Annotated in this window: 20 protein-coding genes; 10 read left to right on the forward strand and 10 right to left on the reverse strand. The window is 71.1% G+C overall.

Going from position 1 to position 24,930, the window contains the following annotated elements; all coding sequences use genetic code 11:
- The first annotated feature begins 543 nt into the window (after window positions 1-543).
- The 3 genes from ACWGJ2_RS13770 (at window position 544) to ACWGJ2_RS13780 (ending at window position 5,623) form a co-directional block, all read left to right on the forward strand.
- Entirely contained in the window at window positions 544-2,394 is a 1,851-nt protein-coding gene (locus tag ACWGJ2_RS13770) for an ABC-F family ATP-binding cassette domain-containing protein (RefSeq protein WP_453346258.1), read from the forward strand.
- Window positions 2,395-2,683: 289 nt separating this feature from the next.
- On the forward strand, window positions 2,684-4,621 hold the full coding sequence (locus ACWGJ2_RS13775; protein WP_453346259.1) for an outer membrane protein assembly factor BamB family protein: 1,938 nt from the start codon (window positions 2,684-2,686) through the stop codon (window positions 4,619-4,621).
- Window positions 4,622-4,840: 219 nt separating this feature from the next.
- Window positions 4,841-5,623, forward strand: a complete 783-nt coding sequence (locus ACWGJ2_RS13780; RefSeq protein ID WP_453346260.1) for a helix-turn-helix transcriptional regulator — start codon at window positions 4,841-4,843, stop codon at window positions 5,621-5,623.
- 84 nt (window positions 5,624-5,707) lie between these two features.
- Here the strand turns inward: ACWGJ2_RS13780 and ACWGJ2_RS13785 are convergent, their stop codons facing one another.
- Together ACWGJ2_RS13785 and ACWGJ2_RS13790 are read right to left on the reverse strand one after the other, a co-directional pair.
- A complete protein-coding gene (locus ACWGJ2_RS13785) occupies window positions 5,708-6,067 on the reverse strand; it encodes a hypothetical protein (RefSeq protein WP_453346261.1) in 360 nt (119 codons plus the stop codon).
- A 23-nt stretch (window positions 6,068-6,090) separates the two neighbouring features.
- Window positions 6,091-7,761 (reverse strand): sodium:solute symporter family protein, encoded by a 1,671-nt coding sequence (locus ACWGJ2_RS13790; protein ID WP_453346262.1) that lies wholly within the window; start codon window positions 7,759-7,761, stop codon window positions 6,091-6,093.
- Window positions 7,762-7,999: 238 nt separating this feature from the next.
- Between ACWGJ2_RS13790 and galT the strand changes: the two genes are divergently transcribed.
- From galT to galK, 3 genes are read left to right on the forward strand one after another with little or no spacing between them, the layout of a single operon-like run.
- Window positions 8,000-9,103 carry a galactose-1-phosphate uridylyltransferase gene (galT, locus tag ACWGJ2_RS13795; RefSeq protein ID WP_453346263.1) on the forward strand — a complete coding sequence of 368 codons (1,104 nt, stop codon included), beginning with the start codon at window positions 8,000-8,002 and terminating at the stop codon, window positions 9,101-9,103.
- Window positions 9,096-10,130 carry a UDP-glucose 4-epimerase GalE gene (gene galE, locus ACWGJ2_RS13800; RefSeq protein ID WP_453346264.1) on the forward strand — a complete coding sequence of 345 codons (1,035 nt, stop codon included), beginning with the start codon at window positions 9,096-9,098 and terminating at the stop codon, window positions 10,128-10,130. Before galT ends, galE begins: the two co-directional genes overlap by 8 nt.
- The gene (gene galK, locus ACWGJ2_RS13805) at window positions 10,130-11,341 is read left to right on the forward strand and encodes a galactokinase (RefSeq protein WP_453346337.1); all 1,212 of its coding nucleotides are present in this window, start codon (window positions 10,130-10,132) and stop codon (window positions 11,339-11,341) included. The genes galE and galK overlap by 1 nt, the downstream gene beginning before the upstream one ends.
- Window positions 11,342-11,633: 292 nt before the next feature.
- Here the strand turns inward: galK and ACWGJ2_RS13810 are convergent, their stop codons facing one another.
- The gene (locus ACWGJ2_RS13810; RefSeq protein ID WP_453346265.1) at window positions 11,634-12,077 is read right to left on the reverse strand and encodes a GNAT family N-acetyltransferase; all 444 of its coding nucleotides are present in this window, start codon (window positions 12,075-12,077) and stop codon (window positions 11,634-11,636) included.
- Window positions 12,078-12,307: 230 nt separating this feature from the next.
- On the opposite strand from ACWGJ2_RS13810, the gene ACWGJ2_RS13815 reads away from it, so the two are divergent.
- On the forward strand, window positions 12,308-13,069 hold the full coding sequence (locus tag ACWGJ2_RS13815; RefSeq protein WP_453346266.1) for a LuxR C-terminal-related transcriptional regulator: 762 nt from the start codon (window positions 12,308-12,310) through the stop codon (window positions 13,067-13,069).
- A 36-nt stretch (window positions 13,070-13,105) separates the two neighbouring features.
- On the opposite strand, the gene ACWGJ2_RS13820 is transcribed toward ACWGJ2_RS13815, so the two are convergent.
- The 3 genes from ACWGJ2_RS13820 to ACWGJ2_RS13830 all read right to left on the reverse strand — a co-directional run bounded on the left by ACWGJ2_RS13820 (window position 13,106) and on the right by ACWGJ2_RS13830 (window position 17,453).
- Window positions 13,106-15,130: a beta-galactosidase gene (locus ACWGJ2_RS13820; RefSeq protein WP_453346267.1), complete on the reverse strand. Its 2,025-nt coding sequence runs from the start codon at window positions 15,128-15,130 to the stop codon at window positions 13,106-13,108.
- Between the two features lie 38 nt (window positions 15,131-15,168).
- Window positions 15,169-15,957: an SDR family NAD(P)-dependent oxidoreductase gene (locus tag ACWGJ2_RS13825; protein ID WP_453346268.1), complete on the reverse strand. Its 789-nt coding sequence runs from the start codon at window positions 15,955-15,957 to the stop codon at window positions 15,169-15,171.
- Between the two features lie 998 nt (window positions 15,958-16,955).
- Window positions 16,956-17,453 (reverse strand): MarR family winged helix-turn-helix transcriptional regulator, encoded by a 498-nt coding sequence (locus ACWGJ2_RS13830; protein ID WP_453346269.1) that lies wholly within the window; start codon window positions 17,451-17,453, stop codon window positions 16,956-16,958.
- 72 nt (window positions 17,454-17,525) lie between these two features.
- Between ACWGJ2_RS13830 and ACWGJ2_RS13835 the strand changes: the two genes are divergently transcribed.
- Window positions 17,526-18,374, forward strand: coding sequence for a methyltransferase domain-containing protein (locus ACWGJ2_RS13835; protein ID WP_453346270.1), 849 nt, complete (start codon window positions 17,526-17,528; stop codon window positions 18,372-18,374).
- Between the two features lie 20 nt (window positions 18,375-18,394).
- On the forward strand, window positions 18,395-18,778 hold the full coding sequence (locus ACWGJ2_RS13840) for a VOC family protein (RefSeq protein ID WP_453346338.1): 384 nt from the start codon (window positions 18,395-18,397) through the stop codon (window positions 18,776-18,778).
- Between the two features lie 30 nt (window positions 18,779-18,808).
- Here ACWGJ2_RS13840 and ACWGJ2_RS13845 read toward each other — a convergent pair whose 3' ends face one another.
- On the reverse strand, window positions 18,809-19,471 hold the full coding sequence (locus tag ACWGJ2_RS13845; protein WP_453346271.1) for a TetR/AcrR family transcriptional regulator: 663 nt from the start codon (window positions 19,469-19,471) through the stop codon (window positions 18,809-18,811).
- The gene (locus ACWGJ2_RS13850; RefSeq protein ID WP_453346272.1) at window positions 19,468-20,484 is read right to left on the reverse strand and encodes an acyl-CoA desaturase; all 1,017 of its coding nucleotides are present in this window, start codon (window positions 20,482-20,484) and stop codon (window positions 19,468-19,470) included. Before ACWGJ2_RS13850 ends, ACWGJ2_RS13845 begins: the two co-directional genes overlap by 4 nt.
- 246 nt (window positions 20,485-20,730) lie before the next feature.
- On the opposite strand from ACWGJ2_RS13850, the gene ppc reads away from it, so the two are divergent.
- Entirely contained in the window at window positions 20,731-23,496 is a 2,766-nt protein-coding gene (gene ppc / locus ACWGJ2_RS13855) for a phosphoenolpyruvate carboxylase (RefSeq protein WP_453346273.1), read from the forward strand.
- Window positions 23,497-23,567: 71 nt separating this feature from the next.
- On the opposite strand, the gene ACWGJ2_RS13860 is transcribed toward ppc, so the two are convergent.
- Complete coding sequence (locus ACWGJ2_RS13860) at window positions 23,568-24,080, reverse strand: hypothetical protein (RefSeq protein ID WP_453346274.1); 513 nt, start codon at window positions 24,078-24,080, stop codon at window positions 23,568-23,570.
- 61 nt (window positions 24,081-24,141) lie between these two features.
- A complete protein-coding gene (gene pth, locus ACWGJ2_RS13865; protein WP_453346275.1) occupies window positions 24,142-24,753 on the reverse strand; it encodes an aminoacyl-tRNA hydrolase in 612 nt (203 codons plus the stop codon).
- Window positions 24,754-24,930: the final 177 nt, after the last annotated feature.

Consider the following 24,930-nt stretch of genomic DNA (forward strand, 5'->3'; position numbering starts at 1 on the left):
TCAGGTGGGCACCGTAGGGTCCCGCGCTGATTTTTGTGCCGCTGCACACGGGGGCGCTGCGCTGTGCTGGGCGCCGTTTTTCGGGTGCGGCTTGGTGGGTGGGCGCGGCGTGTGGTTCCGGTTGTTCGCGGCCAGGGCCGCGTGGTTCTTGGCTTGTGCCGGTGGTCGTGTGGGGTGCTGTGTGGGTGGGGTCGGTGGCGCGCCGGGGTGTCTCCTCGGCGTGAAGGTCTCGGTGTCGGCTTTCCGCCGGTGACTTGCTCGACCTGCGGGGACACCCCACCGCACCACCTCCCAGCCCGGTGGCCACCAGCAGGTTCGCTCCAACTGTTGTGGGCAAGCGTCCCGCTCGGCGAGGGGGCACCTCCCAGCGGTAGCTGGGGGAGGGTGGGCACAACCCACCCACCGGCCCGCAGCCGCGCAGCGAAACCCCCAGGGGCACCGGGGTTGCGCTCCCGTGAGGGAGGTCCGCGGGGCCGGAGCGGTCGGGAGAGGGGAACGGGGTGACTACCCTGGAGGGCTGACCGGTTCCCGTACAGGAGTGAGATGGCTGTCAACCTCGTCAATTTGGAAGCCGTAGGCAAGGTGTACGGCACGCGTGCCCTTCTCGACCGCGTCTCGCTCGGCGTCAGCGAGGGAGACAGGGTCGGCGTCGTCGGCCGCAACGGGGACGGCAAGACCACCCTCATCCGCATCCTCTCCAAGCTGGAGACCGCCGACGACGGCCGCGTCACCCACTCGGGCGGCCTCCGCCTCGGCGTGCTGACGCAGCACGACTCCCTCGACCCGGAAGCCACCGTCCGCCACGAGGTCCTCGGCGACATGGCGGACCACGAGTGGGCGGGCGACGCCAAGATCCGCGACGTGCTCACGGGCCTCTTCGGCGGCCTGGAGATGCCCGGCTTCCCGCAGGGGCTCGACACTGTGATCGGCCCGCTGTCCGGCGGCGAGCGCCGCCGTATCGCGCTCGCGCAGCTCCTGATCGCCGAGCAGGACCTGATCGTCCTGGACGAGCCCACCAACCACCTCGACGTGGAGGGCATCGCCTGGCTCGCGGGCCACCTGCGCACCCGCCGCTCCGCGCTCGTGTGCGTGACGCACGACCGCTGGTTCCTGGACCAGGTGTGCACGCGGATGTGGGACGTGCAGCGCGGCGCGGTGCACGAGTACGAGGGCGGCTACTCCGACTACGTCTTCGCGCGCGCCGAGCGCGAACGCATCGCCGCGCAGGAGGAGAGCAAGCGGCAGAACCTGATGCGCAAGGAGCTGGCCTGGCTGCGGCGCGGCGCCCCGGCCCGTACGAGCAAGCCCCGCTTCCGTATCGAGGCCGCGAACGCGCTGATCGAGAACGAGCCGCCGCCGCGCGACAGGGCGGAGCTGATGAAGTTCGCCAACTCGCGGCTGGGCAAGTCCGTCTTCGACCTGGAGGACGTGACCGTGCAGGCCGGGCCGAAGGTGCTGCTCAAACATCTGACCTGGCAGCTGGGGCCTGGCGACCGCATCGGGCTCGTCGGCGTGAACGGCGCGGGCAAGTCGTCGCTGCTGCGTGCGCTGGAGGATGTCGCGCGCAGCGGGGGCGAGCAGCAGTCGCCGCTGGTCACGGGCGGACGGATCAAGGTCGGCAGGACGGTGAAGCTGGCGTACCTCTCGCAGGAGGTGGCCGAGCTGAACCCGGCCTGGCGGGTGCTGGAGGCCGTCGAGAACGTCCGTTCGCGGGTGGACCTGGGCAAGGGCCGCGAGATGACCGCCTCGCAGCTGTGCGAGCGCTTCGGGTTCGTCAAGGAGAAGCAGTGGACCCCCGTGGGTGATCTGTCGGGCGGCGAGCGGCGCCGTCTCCAGATCCTGCGGCTGCTGATGGACGAGCCGAATGTGCTCTTCCTCGACGAGCCGACGAACGACCTGGACATCGAGACGCTGACCCAGCTGGAGGACCTGCTCGACGAGTGGCCGGGCTCGCTGGTGGTCATCTCCCATGACCGGTTCTTCATCGAGCGGACCACCGACCGCGTGCACGCGCTGCTGGGCGACGGCACACTGCGGATGCTGCCGCGCGGCATCGACGAGTACCTGGAGCGGCGCGAGCGCATCCGCAACGCGTCCGCCGCGTCTGCCCCGGCCCCCTCCGCCGCGTCGGCGCAGGCACAGACGCAGTCGCAGGCCCCGGCGTCGGGCGCTTCGAGCCCGTCGGCGCTGTCCCGTGCCGCGCAGAAGGAGATGCAGCGCATCGAGCGCCAACTCGCGCGCATCGAGGAGCAGCAGGCCGGGCTGCACGCGGAAATGGCCGAGCACGCGACGGACTTCGAGCGGGTCGCGGGTCTGGACGCGAAGCTGAGGGAGCTGTCGGGGCAGCACGAGGAGCTGGAGACGCGCTGGCTGGAACTCGCCGAGGGCGCGTAGCGGGCACGGGGAAGGCGCGTAGCGCGCTTCCGGAGGCGACGGGGAGGAAGCGGCGCACACCGTCCCGTACCGGGCACGGGTCCGGCCGCTTTCTCATAACGACGGCGTTCCGGGCCGGTCTCGTCCAGCGGACAGGGGCGGGAACCGGCCCTTCGGTTGTCGGTGTCCGGTGATAGAAAGAGTCTCCGCTCAGTAGTCAACCGCTGGCGGACTAGATGTCCGATGCGCTCGGCCCTAACGGGGGGTTGAGGGGCAGGGTGTCCGGTCTGTCCGTTAACGAGGGATTGTCATGTCGCAGCCGCCTCCGCCGCCCCACCAGCCGCCGTCGGGCGGCTTCGGCGGGCAGCAGGATCCGCCGGGGCAGGGTCAGGGCCAGGGCCAGGGTCAGCCGTCGTACGGCTACCCCCAGCAGCCGCCCCCGCCCGGCCAGCCGCCGCAGCCCCCACAGGGCCCGCCGCAGGGCGGTGGCGTCCATGACGCGCCGACGATGCTCGGGCCGCAGGATCCGTCCCCCAAGTCCCCGCAGTCCCCCCAGAACCAGCCCCAGCAGCCGCCCCAGCCGCCTCCGCCTCCGGGCCAGCCCCCGCAGGGCCCGCCGCAGGGCGGTTACGGCGCACCCCAGCAGCCCGGCCCGCCGTCCCAGGGCGGCTACGGCTACCCGCAGCAGGGCGGCGCGTACGGCTATCCGCAGCAGGGCCCCGGCGGTTACGGCGCGCCCGCCCCGCCCGGTCCCTACGGGCAGCCCGGTCAGCCGGGACAGCCGGGCCAGCCGCCGTTCGGGCAGGGCGGTCCGGGCATGTACCCGACGATGCCCCCTGGTTCGGCCCCGGGCGGCCCCGGTGGTGGCGGCAACGGCAACGGCAAGGTCGTCGCCATCGTGGCGGCCGTCGTCGCGCTGGTGCTCGTGGCGGGCGTCGGCGGCTTCTTCCTGCTGAGCGGTGACGACGGCGGGAGCGACGACGAGGCCAAGGGCGGCGGCTCCTCGCAGGGCACGGAGGGCGGGAGCAACAAGCCCGCCAGCGTGGACGGCAAGGAGCTCTTCAAGATCCAGTCGCCCACCATCACCGACGACGATCCGGTGAGCGTCGTCGGCGCCTGGGCCACCGAGAAGACCTTCGCCAAGAGCACGGTGAACGGGATCATCGGCGTCAACGCCGCGAGCGGCAAGAAGGCGTGGGAGATCCCGCTGGACGGCGAGGTGTGCGCGGCCTCCCGGCACGTCACCGAGTCCGGCAAGACCGCCGTCGTCTTCGGCGAGACCAAGTCCTCGGACGCCGCGTGCAGCCAGATCGCGGTCATCGACCTGGACAAGGGCAAGAAGGACTGGCAGGAGAAGATGCCGAACGCGGACGACGCGTCCACCCTCGGCATCAACATGACCATCAGCCAGGACGTCGTGGCCGCGAAGTGGCTCGGCGGCTCCGTGGCGTACAAGATCTCCGGCGGCAGCCCCCTCTGGAAGGCCCAGCCGACGGGCGACTGCAAGGACGAGGGCTTCGCGGGCGGCGAGGAGCTGCTGGCGGTCGTCTCCTGCGGCGGCTACGACAACCCGCAGATGAAGGTCCAGAAGCTCAACCCGACCACGGGCAAGTCGAAGTGGGAGTTCGAGGCGCCGCGCGGCGTCGAGAGCATCTCGGTGATCTCCACCGATCCGGTCGTCCTTGCCGTCGGCGCGGGCGAGACCACGACGACCGACGTGATGACGGTCGGCGAGGACGCCAAGCTGAAGGCGAAGATCTCCACGGGCGAGCGCAAGTACGACCCGGGTTGCAGCACGGAGGTCGAGTCCTGCGCTACCTCGGCCGCTGACGACAAGTACGTCTACCTGCCCACCGAGGAGCACCAGGGCGATTCGGACTACGGCCGCACGAACGAGATCATGGCCTTCGACTTCAACACCGGCAAGCCGAAGTGGAAGTCCCCCGCGGGCGAGAAGCGCTCGATCGTCCCGGTCCGCATGGACGGCGACAAGCTGATCGCCTACAAGAAGCCCACCTACGACTCGGGCGGCCAGGTCGTCGCCGTCGATCCGGCGAAGCAGGGCAAGCAGGAGCTGTATCTCCGCAATCCCGACGATTCCGCCGAGGCCGAGAACAACTTCGCGGGTATCACGATGCGTGAGCCTCCCATCTTCGTGGGCGGGCGGCTGTTCCTCCAGCAGACGCTGATCTCCAAGGACAGCACCGACAGTTACGCGAAATACCTGGCGATCGGTTTCGGCAGCTGACGTCTCCCTAGAGGGCCACCCGGGCCCACCGCTTTTCCGCCTCCGGGGCACACGATCGGCCCGTCGACACACCGTCGGCGGGCCATCGCTGTGTGTTGACGGCCCCTTCTGCTCCGTAAGGGGCGCGGAATGACGGGTAAGCGTGTAGCTTCCCGAAACAGGAAAAGGGCTGGGCCTGGGGGTGGACCCTGCCTCTTGGGGATTGTGGGGGGTAGGTCAATGAGCGTGCGGCTCATGGTGGTCGACGACCACAGACTGCTCGCCGAGGCCCTCGCCTCGGCTTTGAAACTGCGCGGCCACCGCGTACTCGCGGCGGCGGCGCCGAGCGCGGGCGCCGCCGATCTGGTGGTGAGCCGGGCGCCCGAAGTGTGCCTGCTGGGCACCGCCATGCCCGCGGAACCGGGGGTCTTCGACCCCATCGTGCGGATCAAGAGGGAGAAGCCGCAGATAGCGGTCGTCGTACTGGGCCCCGTCCCCAGCCCGCGCGGGATCGCCTCCGCCTTCGCGGCGGGGGCGTCCGGCTATGTGCGCCACGACGAGCGGATCGAGGGCGTCGAGCGGGCCATGATGAAGGCGCGGGCCGGAGAGGCGGCCGTGGCGCCGCAGTTGCTCCAGGACTCCTTCGCCGAGCTGCTGAACCCGGCGGCGGAGCCGGACGACGAGGGGGCGCGGCTGTTGCAGTTGCTCACGCCGCGCGAGGTCGAGGTGCTGGTGCGGGTCGCGGAGGGCGAGGACACCCGGCTGATCGCCGTCGGCATGGGGATCGCGCCCAGTACGGCGCGGACGCATGTGCAGCGGGTGCTGATGAAGCTGGGGGTGGGCTCACGGCTCGAAGCGGCGGCGCTGGCGGCCCGTACGGGGCTGCTGGACCGCGCGGCACGCCCCGTCAACCGCGTCCCGGCACCGGCACCGGGCCAGACACCGGGCCAGGCGCCGGATCAGTCGCCGGGTCAGTCGCCTGGCCAGGCCCAGGACGAGGCGGCGTCCTCGTCGGGGGAGTGAGGGACCGGCCCGGGGAGTGACGGGCAGTGAGACGTGCCGTGCGGGGAGCCCGGCCGCGATGACGCGCCGGGCTCCCCGCGGGGGTCAGCCCTCCTTCGCGGCCCCGCCCTCGCCCTCGTTCTCCGCGGACGGCGGCGGGATCGTCGGGCTCAGCCTCAGCCAGACGAGGAAGAAGACGCCGAGCGCCAGCATGCCCAGACCTGTCCACAGGTTGATGTTGATGTCCTGGGCCTTCTTGATGTCCGCGTCCGACGCGAAGATCCCCGCGATGGTGACGATCACCCCGTAGACCACGAACAGGCCGCCGATGATGCGGCGTACGTCGAAGAGCCTGGCCGCGGTCTGGGACCGCCTCTCCAGCTCCTCGACCTCCTGCGCGACGGCCGAGGGGTCGCCCGCCGGGACGGTGGTGCCCTCCGGGCGGTTGGTGCTGTTCTCGCTCATGGTGGATCAGTGTCCTTCGCGGTTCAGAAGGAGAAGGGGATGTAGCAGACGGCTGCCAGGATGATCGCGCCCCAGCCCAGCAGCGCCGGCTTCCGGTACCAGGCGTCGTCGCCCTCGGCGGGCGCCTCCTCCAGGCCCGGCGAGACGGTGCCGTAGACGAGGCCCTGGAGCTGTTCCACGGGCTTCGGCTTGGTGACCAGGGTGACGATGACCATCACGACGGCGCCGACGACGAAGGCGACGATCGAGGAGACGAAGTTCGCGCCCTGTTCGCTGGGGATGTCGATGACGCCCTGCTTGTAGAGCCAGAAGTAGTTGATCATCGCGGCGACCGTACCGGAGAGCAGCCCCCAGAAACCGGCCGCTGGCGTTGTCTTCTTCCAGAACATGCCGATGATGAAGACCACGAACAGCGGCACGTTGAAGAAGGAGAACAGCGTCTGGAGGTAGTTCATGATGTTGCTGAAGGACGAGGCGATGAACGCGGTGCCCATCCCGATCAGCACGCCGATCACGGTGACCCAGCGGGCCGTCTTCACGTAGTGCTCGTCGGGCTGGCCCTTCTTGAAGTACGCGGCCCAGATGTCGTTGGTGAACACGGTGTTGAACGAGGAGATGTTCGCCGCCATGCCCGCCATGAACGCGGCCAGCAGGCCCGTGACGGCGATGCCCAGCACGCCGTTCGGCAGCAGGTCGCGCATCAGCACCGGGATCGCGTCGTTGTAGGTGAGCCCGCTGCCCGGCTTGCCCAGCGACGGCTCCATGACGAGCGCGATCAGGCCGGGGATGACGACGACGGCCGGGATCAGGATCTTGGGGAACGCGGCGATGAGCGGGGTGCGCTTGGCCGCGGAGGCGTTCTTGGCGGACAGCGCGCGCTGCACCTCGGCGAAGTTGGTGGTCCAGTAGCCGAAGCTCATCACGAAGCCGAGGCCGAGCACGATGGTCAGCCAGTTGGCGCCGAGCGGGTTGGCCGAGCCGATGCCCGTGCCCTCCCACGCCGTCATGAACGAGCCGCCGTGCGACCCCGTGAGGGAGTCGGTGAGCCCGTCCCAGCCGCCGACGCGCTTGAGGCCGACGATGGTCAGCGGGATCAGGGCCGCGAGGATCACGAAGAACTGGAGCACCTCGGTGTAGATGGCCGAGGAGAGCCCGCCGAGCGTGATGTACGCGAGGACGAAGAAGCCCGCGATGACGATGGCCACCCACTCCGGCCAGCCGAGCAGCGCCTCCAGCACGATCGCCATCGCGTAGAGGTTGACGCCCGCGATCAGCACGGCGGAGACCGCGAAGATGATCGAGCTGAGGAGGTGCGACGAGGGCCCGAAGCGGTGCAGCAGGAACTCGGGGACCGAGCGGACCTTGGAGCCGTAGTAGAACGGCATCATGACCAGGCCGAGGAAGACCATGGCCGGGATGGCGCCGACCCAGTACCAGTGCACGGTGTAGACGCCGTACTGGGCGCCGTTGGCGGCCATGCCCAGGATCTCCGTCGCGCCGAGGTTGGCCGCGACGAAGGCGAGGCCGGTGATCCACGCGGGAAGGGACCGGCCGGAGAGGAAGAAGTCCAGGCTCGTCTTCACACTGCGGCGGGCCGCGAAGCCGATGCCGAGGACGACGACGAAGTAGATGCCCAGAAGTGTGTAGTCGAGTCCGTTGGTGGGGAGCCGAAGCCCTTCGGCAAGGTATTGCATGGATCTCTCGCTTCATTGCGCGATCGGAACGGACGTGAAGCTACTCGCCGAAGGTCCGCTTATGAAGGGTTACGCTGCTGCAATTTGTTTGATTGTGATGCATGTGACGAGCGTCGCATGGTATTTATCCTCAATGTCCCTTCTGTAGCGTGAAAATCCGCAGGCTCGCGCCAGGCTGTTGGTCTGTGATTCCTTGTGTGCGATTATGTTGAGGCGACAGAGGGTGAGGAGCCTGTACGTGAAGAAGACCTCCAACCGGCTCGCCGACGGCCGGGAGATCGTCTACTACGACGCCCGCGACGACGCCGTGCGCGACGCCGTGGACCAGCGCCCCCTGCCGTCGACGTCCACCGCGTCCGAGATCCGCTACGACCCGCTGCTCTCCGAGTGGACCGCCGTCACCGCGCACCGCCAGGCCCGCACCTACCACCCGCCGGCCGACGAGTGCCCCCTCTGCCCCTCACGCGACGGACGGCTCAGCGAGATCCCCGAGCCCGACTACGACGTCGCCGTCTTCGAGAACCGCTTCCCCTCCTTCGCCGGAGAGCCGGGCCCCGAGACCGCCGAGGGCGCGCACGGCCTGTTCCGGCACGGCGCGGGCGCCGGGCGCTGCGAGGTCGTCTGCTTCACCTCGGACCACCACGCCTCCTTCGCCTCGCTCGGCGAGGACCAGGCCCGCCTCGTCCTGGACGCGTGGACGGACCGCACCGCCGAGCTGTTCCAGCACCCCGGCGTCGAGCAGGTCTTCTGCTTCGAGAACCGCGGCGAGGAGATCGGCGTCACCCTCCAGCACCCCCACGGCCAGATCTACGCCTACCCCTTCGTCACCCCGCGCACCGAGCGGATGCTGCGCTCCGCCGCCGCCTACGCGGAGCGCCACGAGGGCCGCAACCTCTTCGACGACCTCGTGGCCGACGAACTGGCCGACGGGCGGCGCGTCGTCGCCGAGACCCCCACCTGGGTCGCCTTCGTGCCCTACGCCGCGCACTGGCCGTACGAGGTGCACCTCTACCCGAAGCGGCGCGTGCCCGACCTGCTCGCGCTGGACGAGGCGGAGCGCACAGAGTTTCCACAGATCTATCTGGAAGTGTTGCGCAGGTTCGACCGGATCTTCGGTCCCGACGAGCCGCCGACCCCGTACATCGCCGCCTGGCACCAGGCGCCGCTGACGGCCGACGGGCGTGCGGACTTCGCGCTCCATCTCGAGCTTTTCACCATCCGCCGCACTTCCGGCAAGCTGAAGTTCCTCGCGGGTTCCGAATCCGGCATGAACGTGTTCATCAACGATGTGCCGCCCGAGACCGCGGCCCAGCGACTGCGAGAGGTAGCGGCAAGTGAGTAAGTACCTGGTGACGGGCGGAGCGGGATACGTCGGCAGCGTGGTCGCCGCGCACCTTCTGGAGGCCGGGCACACGGTCACCGTCCTCGACGACCTCTCGACGGGCTTCCGCGCCGGGGTGCCCGAGGGCGCCGGGTTCGTGGAGGGCCGCATCCAGGACGCGGCCCGCTGGCTCGACGCCTCCTACGACGGCGTGCTCCACTTCGCGGCCCACTCGCAGGTCGGCGAGTCCGTCGTGGACCCGGACAAGTACTGGCGCAACAACGTCGGCGGCACCATCGAGCTGCTCGGCGCCATGCGCGAGGCGGGCGTGCGCAAGCTCGTCTTCTCCTCGACGGCCGCGACGTACGGCGAGCCCGAGGAGTCCCCCATCAGGGAGGACGCGCCCACCGCACCGACGAACCCGTACGGCGCCTCCAAGCTCGCCGTCGACCACATGATCACCGGCGAGGCCCACGCACACGGGCTGGCCGCCGCCTCGCTGCGCTACTTCAACGTCGCGGGCGCGCATGTGACCGGCGACGGCGTCGCCTACGGCGAGCGCCACGACCCCGAGTCGCACCTCATCCCGCTGGTGCTCCAGGTCGCGCAGGGCCGCCGCGAGGCCATCTCCGTCTTCGGCGACGACTACCCGACGCCCGACGGCACCTGCGTCCGCGACTACATCCACGTCGCCGACCTCGCCGAGGCCCATCTGCTGGCTATGGCCGCGATGCACAAGGGCTCCGAGAGTTCCGGGGGCCCCGGCGGCTCCGGGGACGCCAAGGACGGCATCGCCCCGGGCGAGCACCTCATCTGCAACCTGGGCAACGGCAACGGCTTCTCGGTCCGCGAGGTCATCGAGACCGTGCGCGAGGTGACGGGGCACCCCGTCCCCGAGGTGGCCGCGCCGCGCAGGGGCGGCGACCCCGCCGTGCTGGTCGCCTCGGCGGAGCGGGCGAGGGAACGGCTCGGCTGGCGGCCCTCGCGGGCCGGCCTGGCGGGGATCGTCGAGGACGCGTGGCAGTTCGCACAGAGGACGGGGTCGTGATGAGCGGTACGGGCGAGGACAGCGCGTCGGACGGCGCGGGCGGTACGACGGGCGTGGCGGAGGCCCAGGACGGCTTCCGCGAGGTGTACGGCGCGGAGCCCGACGGCGTGTGGACCGCGCCCGGCCGCGTCAACCTCATCGGTGAACACACCGACTACAACGACGGCTTCGTGATGCCCCTCGCGCTGCCCCACACCTGCCGCGTCGCGGCGTCCCGGCGCGACGACGGAGTGCTGCGCCTGTACTCGGCCGACGCCTCCGGGGGCGTCGTCCAACTGCGCGCCGACGAGCTGGCCCCCCAGGGCGCCACAGGGGACCGAGGCGGCTGGGCAGCCTACCCGGCGGGCGTCGTATGGGCGCTGCGCGCGGCGGGCCACGACGTGGGCGGCGCCGACCTGCACTTCCACAGCACCGTACCGACCGGCGCCGGGCTCTCCTCCTCCGCGGCGCTGGAGGTCTCGACGGCGGTGGCGCTGAACGACCTGTACGGGCTCGGGCTGAGCGCCGAGGACGTGGCCAGGCTGTGCCAGCGCGCGGAGAACGACTTCGTCGGCGTCCCCTGCGGGATCATGGACCAGACGGCCTCCGCCTGCTGCACCGCGGGCAACGCCCTCTACCTCGACACCCGCGACCTCACCCAGCGCCAGGTCCCCTTCGACCTGGCAGCGCAGGGCCTGCGGCTGCTGGTCGTCGACACCCGCGTCAAGCACGAGCTGGGCGACGGCGAGTACGCCAAGCGCCGCGCCGGGTGCGAGGCGGGCGCGCGGGCACTGGGCGTCCCGGCGCTGCGCGATGTCGCGTACGGGGAGCTGGACGCGGCGCTGGCCCGCGTCGAGGACCCGGCGGTGCGCCCGCTGGTGCGGCACATCGTCACCGAGAACGAGCGGGTCCAGGAGACCATCCGGCTGCTCGACGCGGGCGAGACGCGCGCCATCGGCCCCGTGCTGACGGCCGGACACGCCTCGCTGCGCGACGACTTCGAGATCTCCTGCGAAGAGCTGGACCTGGTCGTGGACACCGCGAACGCGTCGGGTGCCATCGGCGCCCGGATGACGGGCGGCGGCTTCGGCGGCTCCGCGATCGTGCTGGTGGAGGAGGCCGCGGCCGAGAAGGTCACCGAGGCGGTCCTGACGGCCTTCGCCGCCGCGGGCCACCGCGCGCCGCGCGTGTTCGACGCGGTCCCGGGCGAGGGCGCGCGCCGGGCCGCCTGACGGACACGGGCCGTCCTGGCGCGCTGAGCCGTCCGGCCGGTACGGGCCGTCCGGCCGGAACGTCCCCAGCCTGTGGACAGTGAACGATGTCGGCGCCGACGCGCAAGGGGGCGCTTTCCGCCCGGAAATTGATTTCCGCCGACAGGGGCTGAGGAAAGCAATTGCCGGACAGATATGCGGCGGATTTTTCCGTCGCGTGACCAGACACGTGACGGATACGTGACCAGAAATTTCCGGCGTTCCGGCGCTTTCCGCCGTTCCTCTCGCGTCCTCTCGCGTCCTCTCGCAACGCTCAGAGCTTCTTGACCAGAAGGTGGTCCGTGCAGCCGGGCGGATAGTCCTCCACCACGCCGACAATCGCGTAACCGAGCTTCTGGTAGAAATCCGGCGCCTGGAAGTCCCACGTCTCGACACGGGAATGAGCGCATCCGTACCGTTCGCGCGCCAGCGCCTCCGCTTCCGCCATGAGCCGCGAACCGAGCCCCTGACCGCGGTGGCGCTCGTCCACCCACAACAGGTCGACGTGGAGCCAGTGGCCCCACGCGTATCCGACGAGACCGCCCGCCACTTCTCCGTTCTCCCCGGTGAGGGCGAAGAGCTGCACGGGTTCCTCCTCGTCCGCCGGAGTGCCGCGCAGCGCGCGCATCACGGGAGAGAGGACGGAATTGGTCGCGTCGAGCCGCTCCTCGATCAGTTGGCGGCGCTGCTGATCGACTGCTGTCTCAATCCGGAACACATGTCTCACTTTAAACGGGTGCGGCAAGCAGTTTTGTCAATCCGCTTCCGTTGTCAGAACCCGGCCGTACTCTGAGTCTGATGCACGGTATCGGTGGGGGCCGGTACCGATCAGGGGGCGAGACAGCCGGGTACGGCGCCCGGGGCGGGGAAGCGGCTACACACGGCGGCGGCCGTGCGGCTGCGCCTATCCTCGTGCCGGGCGCCGTACCCGCACTGCCAGGGGGTGCCATGCAACGTATCCGAGTGCTGGTGGTCGACGATCACCGCATTTTCGCCGAGTCCTTGGCCGCGGCGCTCGCGGCCGAGCAGGACGTCGAGGTCGCCGCGGCGGGCAGCGGCCCCGCCGCTCTGCGCTGCCTGGAACGCGGAGTGGCGGAGGGCCGTCGCTTTGACGTGGTGCTGGTCGACGCCGATCTCGGAGCCCCCATGAGCGGGGGCAACGGAGAGGTGGCGGCGGCCCTCTCGGGCGACGGCTCAGCCACGGAGAACGCCGTCGGGGGGATACCGCTCGTCAGCCGTGTCCGTGCCGACTACCCGCAGCTCAGGTCCGTCGTCCTCGCCGAGCGCGACGATCCGCGGCACGCCGCGGCGGCGCTCCAGGCGGGCGCGGGCGGCTGGGTCGCCAAGGACTGCTCCCTCTCACGGCTGCTCCAGGTCATCCGGGGCGTGCTCAAGGACGAGACGCATCTGTCCCCGGGGCTGCTGACCGGCGTGCTGAGAGAACTGACGGCCACGCGCAAGCACCGCACGGAGAGCGAGCGGCTCGTCGAGTCGCTGACGCCGCGCGAGCGGGAGGTGCTGCGCTGCATGGTCGCGGGGCTGGGCCGCAAGGCCGTGGCGGAGCGGCTGTATCTCTCCCCGCACACCGTGCGCACCCATATGCAGAACGTGCTGGGCAAGCTCGGCGTCCACTCCACGCTGGCCGCGGTGGCGCTGGCCCGCCGCGCCGGGGTAGGGCCCGTCGAGCTGGAACCGGCGCCCGCGCGCTGAGCGTTGCGGCATCGCGGGCCCGGGCCCGAGCCCGCGTCAGGTGAGGACGGCGACCCCGCGCGGGGGCAGGGTGACGTGTGCTTCTGCCGTGCCCCCGGGCTTCAGCAGATCCCGCATGGGCTGGGGCAGGGCCGCGCGGGCGGGCGCCGTGCCGTGGTTGAGGAGGAAGAGGAAGCGGGTGCCGTCGTCCGCCTCCCGGACCGTGGCCTGGATCCCGTCGGGCAGCCCGGGAAGCACGGGCCCGACGCCCGCCTCCTCGCGCACCGCGTCCAGCAGCGCCCGCGTCGCCGAAGCGTCCAGCCGCGTCCCGACGTACCACGCGACGCCCTCGCCGTAGCCGTGCCGGGTCACGGCCGGAGCGCCGTCCAGCTCGCCCCCGTCGAAGCGGGCCACGGCCTCGGCGCCCTCCAGCCGTACGGCCTCGGACCACAGATCGCCACTGGCCTCCCCGACCGGACCCTTTTCATGGCCCGTCCCGCCCCGCACGGTCACCGTCGCGCCCTCGGCCAGCGGCCAGAACTCCTCGACGGTCAGCCCCAGCACCTCCCGCAGCGGCGCCGGATAGCCGCCGAGGTGGACGCGGTCGCAGTCGTCGACGATGCCGGAGAAGAAGGACACCAGCAGATGCCCGCCGTCGCGCACGAACGCCGTCAGCCGGGCGGCCGTCTCCTCGCTCAGGAGATAGAGGCTGGGCACGATCACCAGCCGGTAACCCGACAGCTCCCGGCCCGGCGGCACCACGTCACAGGGCACGTTGGCCTCGAACAGCGGCCTGTGATGGGCGAGGAAGCGCTCCGTGTGGCTCAGCGCGGTGGAGGGGTGCGAGTCCAGCTCCAGCGCCCACCAACTGTTCCAGTCCTGGACGAGCGCGACCTCGGGCGGCGCCACCCTGCTGCCCGCGAGCTGCGGCACGGAGGCCAGTTCGCGGCCCAGCGCGGTCACCTCGCGGAAGGTACGGGTGCCGGTGCCGCCGTGCGGGACCATCGCGGAGTGGAACTTCTCGGCGCCCCCGCGCGACTGGCGCCACTGGAAGTACAGCACCGCGTCCGCGCCCTGCGCCACGGCCTGCCACGACCACAGCCGCATGGCACCCGGCGGCTTGGGGCCGTTGCGCGGGCGCCAGTTGACGGCGCTCGGCGCCTGCTCCAGCAGCATCCACGGCGCGCCGTGCCCGGCCGAGCGCATCAGGTCGAAGGCGAGCGCGGCGCCGAGATGCGTCTCCGGGTCGTGCGGGTCCTGGTAGAAGTCCAGCGAGACGACGTCCTCGTGCGCGGCCCACGCGAACTGGTCGACCGGCTTGTGGTGCGGCATGAAGTTGGTGGTGACGGGAACGCCGGGCGTGACGCGGCCGAGCACCTCCCTCTCGGCCAGATGGCAGGCGAGCAGCGCGTCGCTGCTGAAGCGGTGGAAGTCCAGTTGCTGCGCCGGGTTGGGGAAGGTGGGGGCCGCGCGGGGCGGCAGCACCTCCTCGAAACCGGAGTACGCCTGGGACCAGAAGGCCGTCGACCACGCGTCGTTGAGCGCGTCCACCGTGCCGTAGCGCTCGCGCAGCCAGCGGCGGAAGTCGTCGGCGGAGACATCGCAGTAGCACTGGCGCGTATGGCAGCCGTACTCGTTGCCGACGTGCCACATCGTCAGCGCCGGGTGGTCCGCGTAGCGGGCGGCGAGCCGTTCGACGAGGCGCACGGCGTGTGCGCGGTAGACGGGGCTGGAGGGGCAGTAGTGCTGCCGTGAACCGGGGTGGAGAAGACGGCCATCGGCGGTGACGGGGAGGATCTCCGGGTGCCGGTGGGACAACCACGGCGGCGGCGAGGCGGTCATGGTGGCCAGACACACCTCGATCCCCGCGTCGGCCAGGTTCCCCATGACGCGGTCGAACCAGCCGAAGTCCCACTCGCCCGGGCGCGGTTCGGCACGGGCCCACGAGAAGATCCCGGCGGTCACCATGGTCACCCCCGCCTCCCTCATCAGCCGCATGTCCTCGGCCCACACCTCCTCCGGCCACTGCTCCGGGTTGTAGTCGCCGCCGAAGTGGACGCGGTGCGGTGTGAACGCGGGCACGGGGACCTCCAACGGGGTGGGGGGTGCGGGTCGTCGGGTCAGGCCGAGGTCTTGTAGACGCTCCAGCCGCCGTCCACGACCAGGCTGGTGCCGGTCACATAGGACGCGTCGTCAGAGAGCAGGAACGCGATGCTCGCGGCGACCTCCTCAGGGCGCCCGTGCCGCCCCGCGACCGTCTGCTCCACGGTGCGCCGCCTGTCCTCCTCGCCGACGCCCTCCCAGGCACGGGTGAGGATGGGCCCTGGCAGCACGCTGTTGACGCGGACCGACGGCCCGTAGTCCACGGCGAGCTGACGGCCGAGCCCGGTGAGCCCCGCCTTGGTCGCGGCGTACGCGGGACGCTCCGGCAGCCCGACCAGGGCGTGCACGGACGACGTCAGCACGACCGCTCCCCGCGTCTCCCGCAGATCCCCGAGACACGCCCGCACCCCGAGGAACGCGCCCGTCAGGTTGACGCCCAACTGGCCCTCCCAGTCCGAGAGCGACAGCGCGTCGGCGGTGCCGGGGCGCATGAGCGCCGCGTTGCTGACGAGACCGCTGACGGGGCCGAAGCCCTGGCGCGCCGTGCGGACGGCGCGGGCCCAGGCGGGTTCGTCGGTGACGTCGCCCAGCACGAAGGCCGCGCGGGCGCCGGACGCGGTGATCTCGCGGGCCGTGCGGTGGCCGCCCTCCTCCTCGTTGTCGAGGATGACGACGGCGGCCCCCTCGTCCGCGAGCCGATGCGCCGTCGCGGCACCGATGCCCGCGCCGCCTCCCGTGACGATGACGGTGCGGCCCGTGAAGCGGCCGGTGTTGCGGGATGCGGTTCGCTGTGCGGGGGCGCCCATGTCCGGATGCTAGCCCCTTCGCGGGGCTGCGGAAGGAAACGGTGGGTTGCCGCTTCACGGGGTGGTTGCGCGGGACGGTCGGCCGGTGAGGTGGGTGCCGTTGGGTCCCGCGCCGGGGGTGCGGGTGCGGGCCCGGGTGCGGGTGGGTGGCTTCGGCGCGGCGTGTGGTTGCGGTGCGTTGCGGCTTGCGCCGCGTGGTTCTTGGTTTGTGCCGGTGGCCGTGTGGGGTGTGTGGGTGTGGGGTGTCCGGGGACGCGGTGGGGTGTCTCCTCGGCGTGAAGCTTTCGTTTTCGGCTTTCGGCCGTCGTTCGTCTCGACCTGCGGGGACACCCCACCGCGTCCCCGTCCCGCCGGTGGCCCACCTCCACTCCGGGTCGGCCAATCTCCACCCCCCTTCGCGGGGGTGCGCAGCCCCGGGGTGCCTCCTGGGGTTTCGTTGGCGTGCTGCGGGCTGGTGGGTGGGCACAACAATGGCTGAGGTTGGTCACCGGGTGGGAGGTGGTGTGGCGGGGTGTCCCCGCAGGGCGAGCAAGTCACCGACAGAAAGCCGAGGAACATACCTTTACGCCCGAGGAGACACCCCGGCGCGGCGCCGACCCCCACCACACACGGGCCCCATAACCACTGACGCAAGCCAAGAATCACGCGGCGCCAGCCGCGTACTACCGGTCCATACGCCGCGCCGAAGCCACCCACCCGCACCTGGCCACGATGCCCCGCCGGGCGACGGCGCCAAATGTTGTGGGCAATCGTCCCGCTGGCGAGGGGGCACCTCCCAGCGTTAGCTGGGGGAGGGTGGGCACAACCCGTGCCACCGGCCCGCAACACGCGAACGAACCCAAAGGGGCACCAGGGAAGGCGCACCCCTGCAAGAGCCGGGCACCCCGTGAAGCGGTCAACCTCGCACCCCGTGAAGCGGTGCAGTCCGGTGAAGGGGGAACCCCCCGTTTCCTTCCGCGCCCCGCGAAGGGGACGCGCACTCCGCGAAGGGGGCCGCGTCAGGTGGGGATGTTGTCGAAAGGGGCCGTCAGGCCGCGCAGCAAGGCTGCGAGTTCGGTGCGCTGGTCGGCGGACAGTTCGGCCAGGATCGCCCGTTCCTGCGCGAGGAGCCCCGCGAGGGCGCTGTCGCCCCGGTCGCGGCCCTCGGCGGTGAGCCGGACGAGCACGCCGCGCCGGTCGTTGGGGTCGGGCAGCCGCTCGACGAGCCCCTTCTTCGCGAGCCTGTCGATACGGTTGGTCATGGTGCCCGAGGTCACCAGGGTCTGGGTGAGGAGTTGCCCGGGGGAGAGCTGGTACGGCGTGCCTGCGCGCCGCAGCGCGGTGAGGACGTCGAACTCCCAGGGTTCGAGACCGTGCTCGGAGAAGGCGATCCGGCGCGCTCTGTCCAGGTGGCGCGCGAGCCTGCTGACGCGGCTGAGGACCTCCAACGGTTCCACGTCGAGGTCCGGGCGCTCGCGGCGCCATGCTGCAACCAGTCGGTCGACCTCGTCCTCCATGCCGATCAGTGTAGTAGTTGTGTCGATGTGAAGTCTCTTGACATCGAGATACCTCGGCGGAACGCTGTTCCCATGCCCTCTTCGCCCTCTCCCGTCTGGGACCCGCGGCAGTATCTGCGCCACTCGGGCAACCGCGCCCGCCCCCTGCACGACCTCCTCGCCCGCGTGCCCGAGCTCCCCCGCCTCGCGGCGTCCACGGACGCACCCGGAGAAAGGCCCCGTATCGCCGATCTCGGCTGCGGACCCGGCGGCCCCAGCACACCGCTCGCCGCGCGCTGGCCCACCGCGCACCTCACCGGCTACGACAACTCGCCCGCCATGCTGGAGGAGGCCCGCGCCCTCGCCGGGCCGACGGAGGGCGGCGGCAGCCTCGACTTCGTCCACGCCGACCTCGCGCACTGGCGCCCGGAACCGGGCGAGGCCTTCGACCTGATCTTCTCCAACGCCGCCCTCCACTGGGTCCCCGGGCACACCGCCTCCTTCCCCGCCTGGGTGGACGGGCTCACCCCTGGCGGCGTCCTCGCCTTCCAGGTGCCGGGGAACTTCGCGGCGCCCTCCCACGCGCTGCTCGCCGAGCTGTGCGCCTCTCCGCGCTGGCGCGGGCGGCTGGGCGGCGACGGGCCGCCCCGCGGCACGGTGCTCGACCCCGCCGGGTACCACGAGGCGCTGGCCGCCCTCGGCTGCGAGGTCGACGCGTGGGAGACCACGTATCTGCATGTGCTCTCCGGGGAGGACGCCGTCCTGGACTGGGTGAAGGGCACGGCGCTGCGGCCCGTCCTCAGCTGCCTCGAAGGCGACGCGGAGGCCCGCGCGGCCTTCCTCGCCGAGTACGGGGAGGCCCTGCGCGCCGCGTACCCGCCGGGCCCCCACGGCACGCCCTTCCCGTTCCGCCGCGTGTTCGCGGTGGCGAGGAAGCGGTGAGCGCCGGGCCCGGGGGTGCCGTGCTGGAGGCGGTCGATCACGTCCAGCTCGCCGCGCCGCCCGGCAGTGAGGACGCGCTGCGCGCGTACTACGCGGGGGTGCTGGGGATGACCGAGCTGCCCAAGCCCCCTGCGCTGGCGGCACGCGGTGGCTGCTGGTTCGCCTCCGGCACCCCGACGGGCGCCGCCCCCGGCGTCGTGCTGCACCTGGGCATCGCGGAGGACTTCCGCCCGGCGCGCAAGGCCCACCCCGGCATCCGCGTCAGTGGCCTCGACGCGCTCGCCGAAGCCCTCCGCGCCGCCGGTGCCCCGGTGACCTGGGACGAAGCGCTCCCCGGCCACCGCCGCCTCTACTCCGCCGACCCGGTAGGCAACCGCCTGGAGTTCCTGGAGCCAGCGCCGTAGACGGGCCCCGGCGGGCGCGCCCGGGAAACGTCAGGACCGCCGGTGACCGATCAGCCTCGGCTTGGGTTCCAGGCCGTCGAGGCCGTGCCAGGCGAGGTTGACCAGGTGCGCGGCCACCTCCGCCTTCTTCGGCTTGCGGACGTTCAGCCACCACTGCCCGGTCAGCGCGACCATCCCGACCAGCGCCTGCGCGTACAAGGGCGACAGCTTCGGGTCGAAACCGCGCGACTTGAACTCCTTGCCGAGGATGTCCTCGACCTGCGTCGCGATGTCGCTGATCAGCGACGCGAACGTGCCCGTCGACTGGGCGACGGGCGAGTCGCGGACCAGGATGCGGAAGCCGTCCGTATACAGGTCGATGTAGTCGAGGAGGGCGAACGCGGCCTGTTCCAGCAGCTCACGGGGGTGCCCCCCGGTCAGAGCCCCCGTGACCATGTCGAGCAGTTGCCGCATCTCGCGGTCCACGACGACCGCGTACAGCCCCTCCTTGCCGCCGAAGTGCTCGTAGACGACGGGCTTGGAGACCCCGGCCTTCGCCGCGATCTCCTCCACCGACGTGCCTTCGAAGCCGCGCTCGGCGAAGAGGGTCCGGCCGATGTCCAGCAGTTGCTCACGGCGCTCCTTGCCCGTCATGCGGCGTCGCGTGCGCTTCTTGGGGCTGCTGCTGTCGTCGGTCGGCACGTCCTCCATCATGCCGCTTCGGCCGCCTGCTCCTTACGGCGGGAGTCGATACGTTCGCGGCGCGGCCAGCGCACGTCGTAGGCCCAGCCCAGCTGCTCGAACCAGCGGATGAGGCGCGCGCTGGAGTCGATCTGGCCCTTCTCCACCCCGTGGCGGGCGCTCGTGGGGTCGGCGTGGTGCAGGTTGTGCCAGGACTCGCCGCAGGAGAGGACGGCCAGCCACCACACGTTGCCCGACCTGTCGCGGGACTTGAAGGGCCGCTTGCCGACCGCGTGGCAGATGGAGTTGATCGACCACGTCACGTGGTGCAGCAGCGCGACCCGCACCAGCGAGCCCCAGAAGAACGCGGTCGCCGCGCCCTGCCACGACATGGTGACCAGGCCGCCGACCAGCGCGGGCAGCAGCAGCGACACGACCGTCCACAGCACGAACTGGCGCGAGATCGCGCGGATCGCCGGGTCCCTGATCAGGTCGGGCGCGTACTTGTGCTGCGGCGTCTGCTCCTCGTCGAACATCCACGCCATGTGCGCCCACCACAGGCCCTTGAGCAGGGCCGGGACGGTCTCGCCGTAGCGCCAGGGGGAGTGCGGGTCGCCCTCGGCGTCGGAGAACTTGTGGTGCTTGCGGTGGTCGGCGACCCACCGGACCAGGGGGCCCTCGACGGCCAGCGAACCCATGATCGCCAGCGCGATGCGCAGCGGGCGCTTCGCCTTGAAGGAGCCGTGCGTGAAGTAGCGGTGGAAGCCGATCGTGATGCCGTGGCAGCCGATGAAGTACATCGCCGTCATCAGCCCGAGATCCAGCCAGCTCACCCCCCAGCCCCAGGCGAACGGCACGGCCGCCGCCAGGGCGACGAACGGGACGACGATGAACAGCAGCAGCGAGATCTGCTCCACCGAACGGCGCTTCTCACCGCCCAGCGTCGCGGACGGTACGGGGCTGTTCACGCCGCTGTTCCCGTCGCGCGTACCACCCGCTTTCTCGTCGTGGGGGGCGCTCTCAAGGAGGTCCGGGCTAGTGGTCATACATGTCCCTCGTCATACGGGGCGGGGGCTACGGAACCGTAACCTACGGCTTCGTAAGTATGGCAGCCCTCACACGGGTATCAAGGGCCGAGCGGGGGATACGTCACTCGTGCCCACCCATCGGAACGCGTGCCCATCACTCGGACGGCGTCCCGGCAGCGGGCGCCCCGACCTATCCTGGGGTGCGTGCGTCGGACAGCGCGGTCCGCGATCCGCCAGAAGCAAGAGCTGCAAGGAGCCGCACCTGTGAGCAGTGCCGACACCCACCAGCACCAGCCGGGAGCAGGACCCGAGGACGAGCAGGCCGCGGAGAACGCGACCGCCCTCCGGGCCGACATCCGCCGCCTCGGCGACCTCCTCGGCGAGACGCTGGTACGCCAGGAAGGACCCGAACTCCTCGACCTGGTCGAGCGTGTACGCGCGTTGACGCGCAGCGACGGAGAGGCCGCGGCGGCCCTGCTCGGCAAGACCGACCTGGAGACCGCCACCAAGCTGGTGCGCGCCTTCTCCACCTACTTCCATCTCGCGAACGTCACCGAGCAGGTACACCGCGGACGCGAGCTGCGCGCCCGCCGTGCCACCGAGGGCGGCAACCTCACCCGCACGGCCGACATGCTCAAGGACGCCGACCCCGAGCACCTGCGCGAGACCGTCCGCAACCTCGGCGTCCGCCCCGTCTTCACCGCGCACCCCACCGAGGCCGCGCGCCGCTCCGTCCTCACCAAGCTCCGCAAGATCGCCGAGCTGCTGGAGCGCACCGACGTCAGCGAACGCCGCCGCACCGACCTGCGGCTCGCCGAGAACATCGACCTGGTCTGGCAGACGGACGAGCTGCGCGTCGCGCGCCCCGAACCCGCCGACGAGGCCCGCAACGCCATCTACTACCTCGACGAGCTGCACAGCGGCGCCGTCGGCGACGTCCTGGAAGACCTGGCAGCCGAGCTGGACCGCGCCGGCACCCCCCTGCCCCCCGGCAGCCGCCCCCTCACCTTCGGCACCTGGATCGGCGGCGACCGCGACGGCAACCCCAACGTCACCCCCGCCGTGACCTGGGACGTCCTCCTCCTCCAGCACGAGCACGGCATCACAGAAGCCCTCAACCACATCGACGAGCTGCGCGGCGCGCTCTCCAACTCGATCAGGAACAGCGGCGCCTCCCAGGAACTCCTCGACTCCCTGGAACGCGACCTCGAGCGCCTCCCCGAGATCAGCCCCCGCTACAAGCGGCTCAACGCCGAGGAGCCCTACCGGCTCAAGGCCACCTGCATCCGGCAGAAGCTCCTCAACACCCGCGAACGCCTCGCGGGCGACATCCCCCACGCACCGGGACGCGACTACCTCGGCACCGGCGAACTCATCGAGGACCTCACCCTCCTCCAGGACTCCCTGCGCGCCCACCGCGGCGAGCTGGTCGCCGACGGCCGCCTGGAGCGGGTCCTGCGCACCCTGGCCGCCTTCGGCCTCCAGCTCGCCACCATGGACGTACGCGAGCACGCCGACGCGCACCACCACGCACTCGGCCAGCTCTTCGACCGCCTCGGCGAGGAGTCCTGGCGGTACGTGGACATGCCCCGCGACTACCGGCAGCGGCTCCTCGCCAAGGAACTCCGCTCCCGCCGCCCCCTCTCGCCCGCGCACGCACCCCTGGACGAGGCGGGCGCCAAGACCCTCGGCGTCTTCGGAACGATCCGCAAGGCACTGGACACCTTCGGACCCGAGGTCATCGAGTCCTACATCATCTCCATGTGCGCCGGCGCCGACGACGTCTTCGCCGCCGCCGTCCTCGCCCGCGAGGCCGGACTCATCGACCTGCACGCGGGCTGGGCCCGCATCGGCATCGTGCCGCTGCTGGAGACCACCGACGAGCTGAAGATCGCCGACGAACTCCTCGACGCGATGCTCTCCGACCCCTCCTACCGCAAGCTGGTCTCCCTGCGCGGCGACCTCCAGGAGGTCATGCTCGGCTACTCCGACTCCTCCAAGTTCGGCGGCATCACCACCAGCCAGTGGGAGATCCACCGCGCCCAGCGCCGCCTCCGCGACGTCGCACACCGGCACGGCGTACGCCTGCGGCTCTTCCACGGCCGCGGCGGCACCGTCGGCCGCGGCGGCGGCCCCACCCACGACGCGATCCTCGCCCAGCCCTGGGGCACCCTCGAAGGCGAGATCAAGGTCACCGAACAGGGCGAGGTCATCTCCGACAAGTACCTCGTGCCCTCCCTGGCCAGGGAGAACCTGGAACTGACCGTCTCCGCCACCCTCCAGGCGTCGGCCCTGCACACCGCGCCCCGCCAGTCCGACGAGGCCCTCAACCGCTGGGACGCCGCCATGGACACCGTGTCCGACGCGGCACACGGCGCTTACCGCAGGCTCGTCGAGGACCCCGACCTGCCCGCCTACTTCTTCGCCTCCACCCCCGTCGACCAGCTCGCCGACCTCCACCTCGGCTCCCGCCCCTCACGCCGCCCCGACACCGGCGCCGGGCTCGACGGGCTGCGGGCCATCCCGTGGGTGTTCGGCTGGACCCAGTCACGGCAGATCGTCCCCGGCTGGTTCGGCGTCGGCACCGGACTGCGCGCGGCCCGCGAGGCCGGGCTCGACCCCGTCCTGGACGAGGCGTACGAGCACTGGCACTTCTTCCAGAACTTCCTCTCCAACGTGGAGATGACCCTCGCCAAGACCGACCTGCGCATCGCACAGCACTACGTCGACACCCTCGTGCCCGACGAACTCAAGCACGTCTTCGACACCATCAGGGCCGAGCACGAGCTGACCGTCGCCGAAGTCCTGCGCATCACCGGCGAACGCGAACTCCTCGACGCCAACCCCGTGCTCCGGCAGACCTTCCAGATCCGGGACGCCTACCTCGACCCGATCTCCTACCTCCAGGTCACCCTGCTGCACCGCCAGCGCGAGGCCGCCAAGCGAGGCGAAGAGCCCGACCAGATGCTCGGACGGGCCCTGCTGCTCACCGTCAACGGCGTCGCCGCAGGCCTGCGCAACACCGGCTGAGCCCCGCACACCTCGCCCGGTGAAGGGGGCGGGGCGTGGGCGCCGCTCGCACGTTCTCAGGACCCAAGTCCTCAGAACGTGAGCAGCGCCCACGCCCCCGCCGTCATCGCCGCACCCAGCACACCCAGCGCCAGCGCCGTACGCCGCATCCGCAGCCCCCCGGCCACCACCAGCGAGGCCAGCAGCAGCGCACCGCCGAACGGCACCCAGGCGTAGAGAATCCCCGCGGGACCCGTCCGCACGACCTCGTCCGTGCCGGGCCGCACCGCCACATCCAGCGTCTCCCCGGTCTTCCCGGAGACGGTCTTGGCCACCGTGACCCGCTCCCGCACATCCCGATGGCTGTCGGCCGGAGTGAACGTGCCCGTGCACACATCCTCACCACACCGCTCGACACGGACAGTGCCCCGCTCGCTCCCCGTCATCGCGGGCCGCGCCGTGCCCCACGACGTCCACACCCCCGCGCACAGCAGCAACAGCGCGATCAGCACCATCAGAGCCGACTTCGCCAGCAGCAGCACGCCGTACGCGTTCTCCCCCGCCCGGCGGGTACGGCTGCGCTTGACTCCACCGCTCTTTGACATGGCCGCGATCCTTGGTGAAGAAACCGTGGACGGTCAACCTCCGGATCCGGCTTGAGCCGTATTAGGAGTTATACGTCCCCTGGGCCCGCTCCAGACCGTCCACGATCAGTGACTCCACGGCATCGGCGGCCCGGTCCGTGAAGTAGTCCAGCTCCTTGCGCTCCGTCGACGAGAAGTCCTTCAGCACATAGTCGGCCACCTGCATCCGGCCCGGCGGACGCCCCACACCGAACCGCACCCGGTAGTAGTCACGGCCCAGCGACTTCGTGATCGACTTCAGGCCGTTGTGCCCGTTGTCGCCGCCGCCCTTCTTCAGCCGCAGCACCCCGTAGTCGATGTCCAGCTCGTCATGGATCACCACCAGCCGTTCCACGGGCAGCTTGTAGAAGTCCCGCAGCGCCGTCGCCGGACCCCCCGACACATTCATGAACGACATCGGCTTCGCCACCACCACCCGGTGACCGGAAACCCCCGGCGTGCCCAGGCGCCCCTCCACCACCTGCGCCCGCGACTTGTGCGACTTGAACTTCCCGCCCATCCGCGCCGCCAGCAGATCGGCGACCATGAACCCGACGTTGTGCCGGTTACCGGCGTAGTCAGGGCCCGGATTGCCCAGGCCCAGCACGAGCCAGGGCCCGGCTCCCGCCTCACTCGCACTCGCTTTGGTCGTCATCGAAGGTCCTCAGGTCCTCAGGCGCTCGACTACGGGGTCCACACACACGCGTACACGGCTCATGCCGCACACACACGGCTCACCTCACGCGTACACGCATCACGTCACACATACACGACTGCCGCCGCGCGTCAGCGGCGCGCGGCGGCAGTCGGTCACAGAACAAACGCGGAGCGA

The sequence above is a fragment of the Streptomyces sp. NPDC054796 genome (assembly GCF_053611545.1).

Excerpts from the sequence above, each read along its gene's own strand:
- ACWGJ2_RS13770 (WP_453346258.1), top strand. The coding sequence starts at position 544 with ATGGCTGTCAACCTCGTCAATTTGGAAGCCGTAGGCAAGGTGTACGGC.
- ACWGJ2_RS13775 (WP_453346259.1), top strand. The coding sequence starts at position 2,684 with ATGTCGCAGCCGCCTCCGCCGCCCCACCAGCCGCCGTCGGGCGGCTTC.
- ACWGJ2_RS13780 (WP_453346260.1), top strand. The coding sequence starts at position 4,841 with ATGAGCGTGCGGCTCATGGTGGTCGACGACCACAGACTGCTCGCCGAG.
- ACWGJ2_RS13785 (WP_453346261.1), bottom strand. The coding sequence starts at position 6,067 with ATGAGCGAGAACAGCACCAACCGCCCGGAGGGCACCACCGTCCCGGCG.
- ACWGJ2_RS13790 (WP_453346262.1), bottom strand. The coding sequence starts at position 7,761 with ATGCAATACCTTGCCGAAGGGCTTCGGCTCCCCACCAACGGACTCGAC.
- galK (WP_453346337.1), top strand. The coding sequence starts at position 10,130 with ATGAGCGGTACGGGCGAGGACAGCGCGTCGGACGGCGCGGGCGGTACG.
- ACWGJ2_RS13815 (WP_453346266.1), top strand. The coding sequence starts at position 12,308 with ATGCAACGTATCCGAGTGCTGGTGGTCGACGATCACCGCATTTTCGCC.
- ACWGJ2_RS13825 (WP_453346268.1), bottom strand. The coding sequence starts at position 15,957 with ATGGGCGCCCCCGCACAGCGAACCGCATCCCGCAACACCGGCCGCTTC.
- ACWGJ2_RS13830 (WP_453346269.1), bottom strand. The coding sequence starts at position 17,453 with ATGGAGGACGAGGTCGACCGACTGGTTGCAGCATGGCGCCGCGAGCGC.
- ACWGJ2_RS13835 (WP_453346270.1), top strand. The coding sequence starts at position 17,526 with ATGCCCTCTTCGCCCTCTCCCGTCTGGGACCCGCGGCAGTATCTGCGC.
- ACWGJ2_RS13845 (WP_453346271.1), bottom strand. The coding sequence starts at position 19,471 with ATGATGGAGGACGTGCCGACCGACGACAGCAGCAGCCCCAAGAAGCGC.
- ACWGJ2_RS13850 (WP_453346272.1), bottom strand. The coding sequence starts at position 20,484 with ATGACCACTAGCCCGGACCTCCTTGAGAGCGCCCCCCACGACGAGAAA.
- ACWGJ2_RS13860 (WP_453346274.1), bottom strand. The coding sequence starts at position 24,080 with ATGTCAAAGAGCGGTGGAGTCAAGCGCAGCCGTACCCGCCGGGCGGGG.
- pth (WP_453346275.1), bottom strand. The coding sequence starts at position 24,753 with ATGACGACCAAAGCGAGTGCGAGTGAGGCGGGAGCCGGGCCCTGGCTC.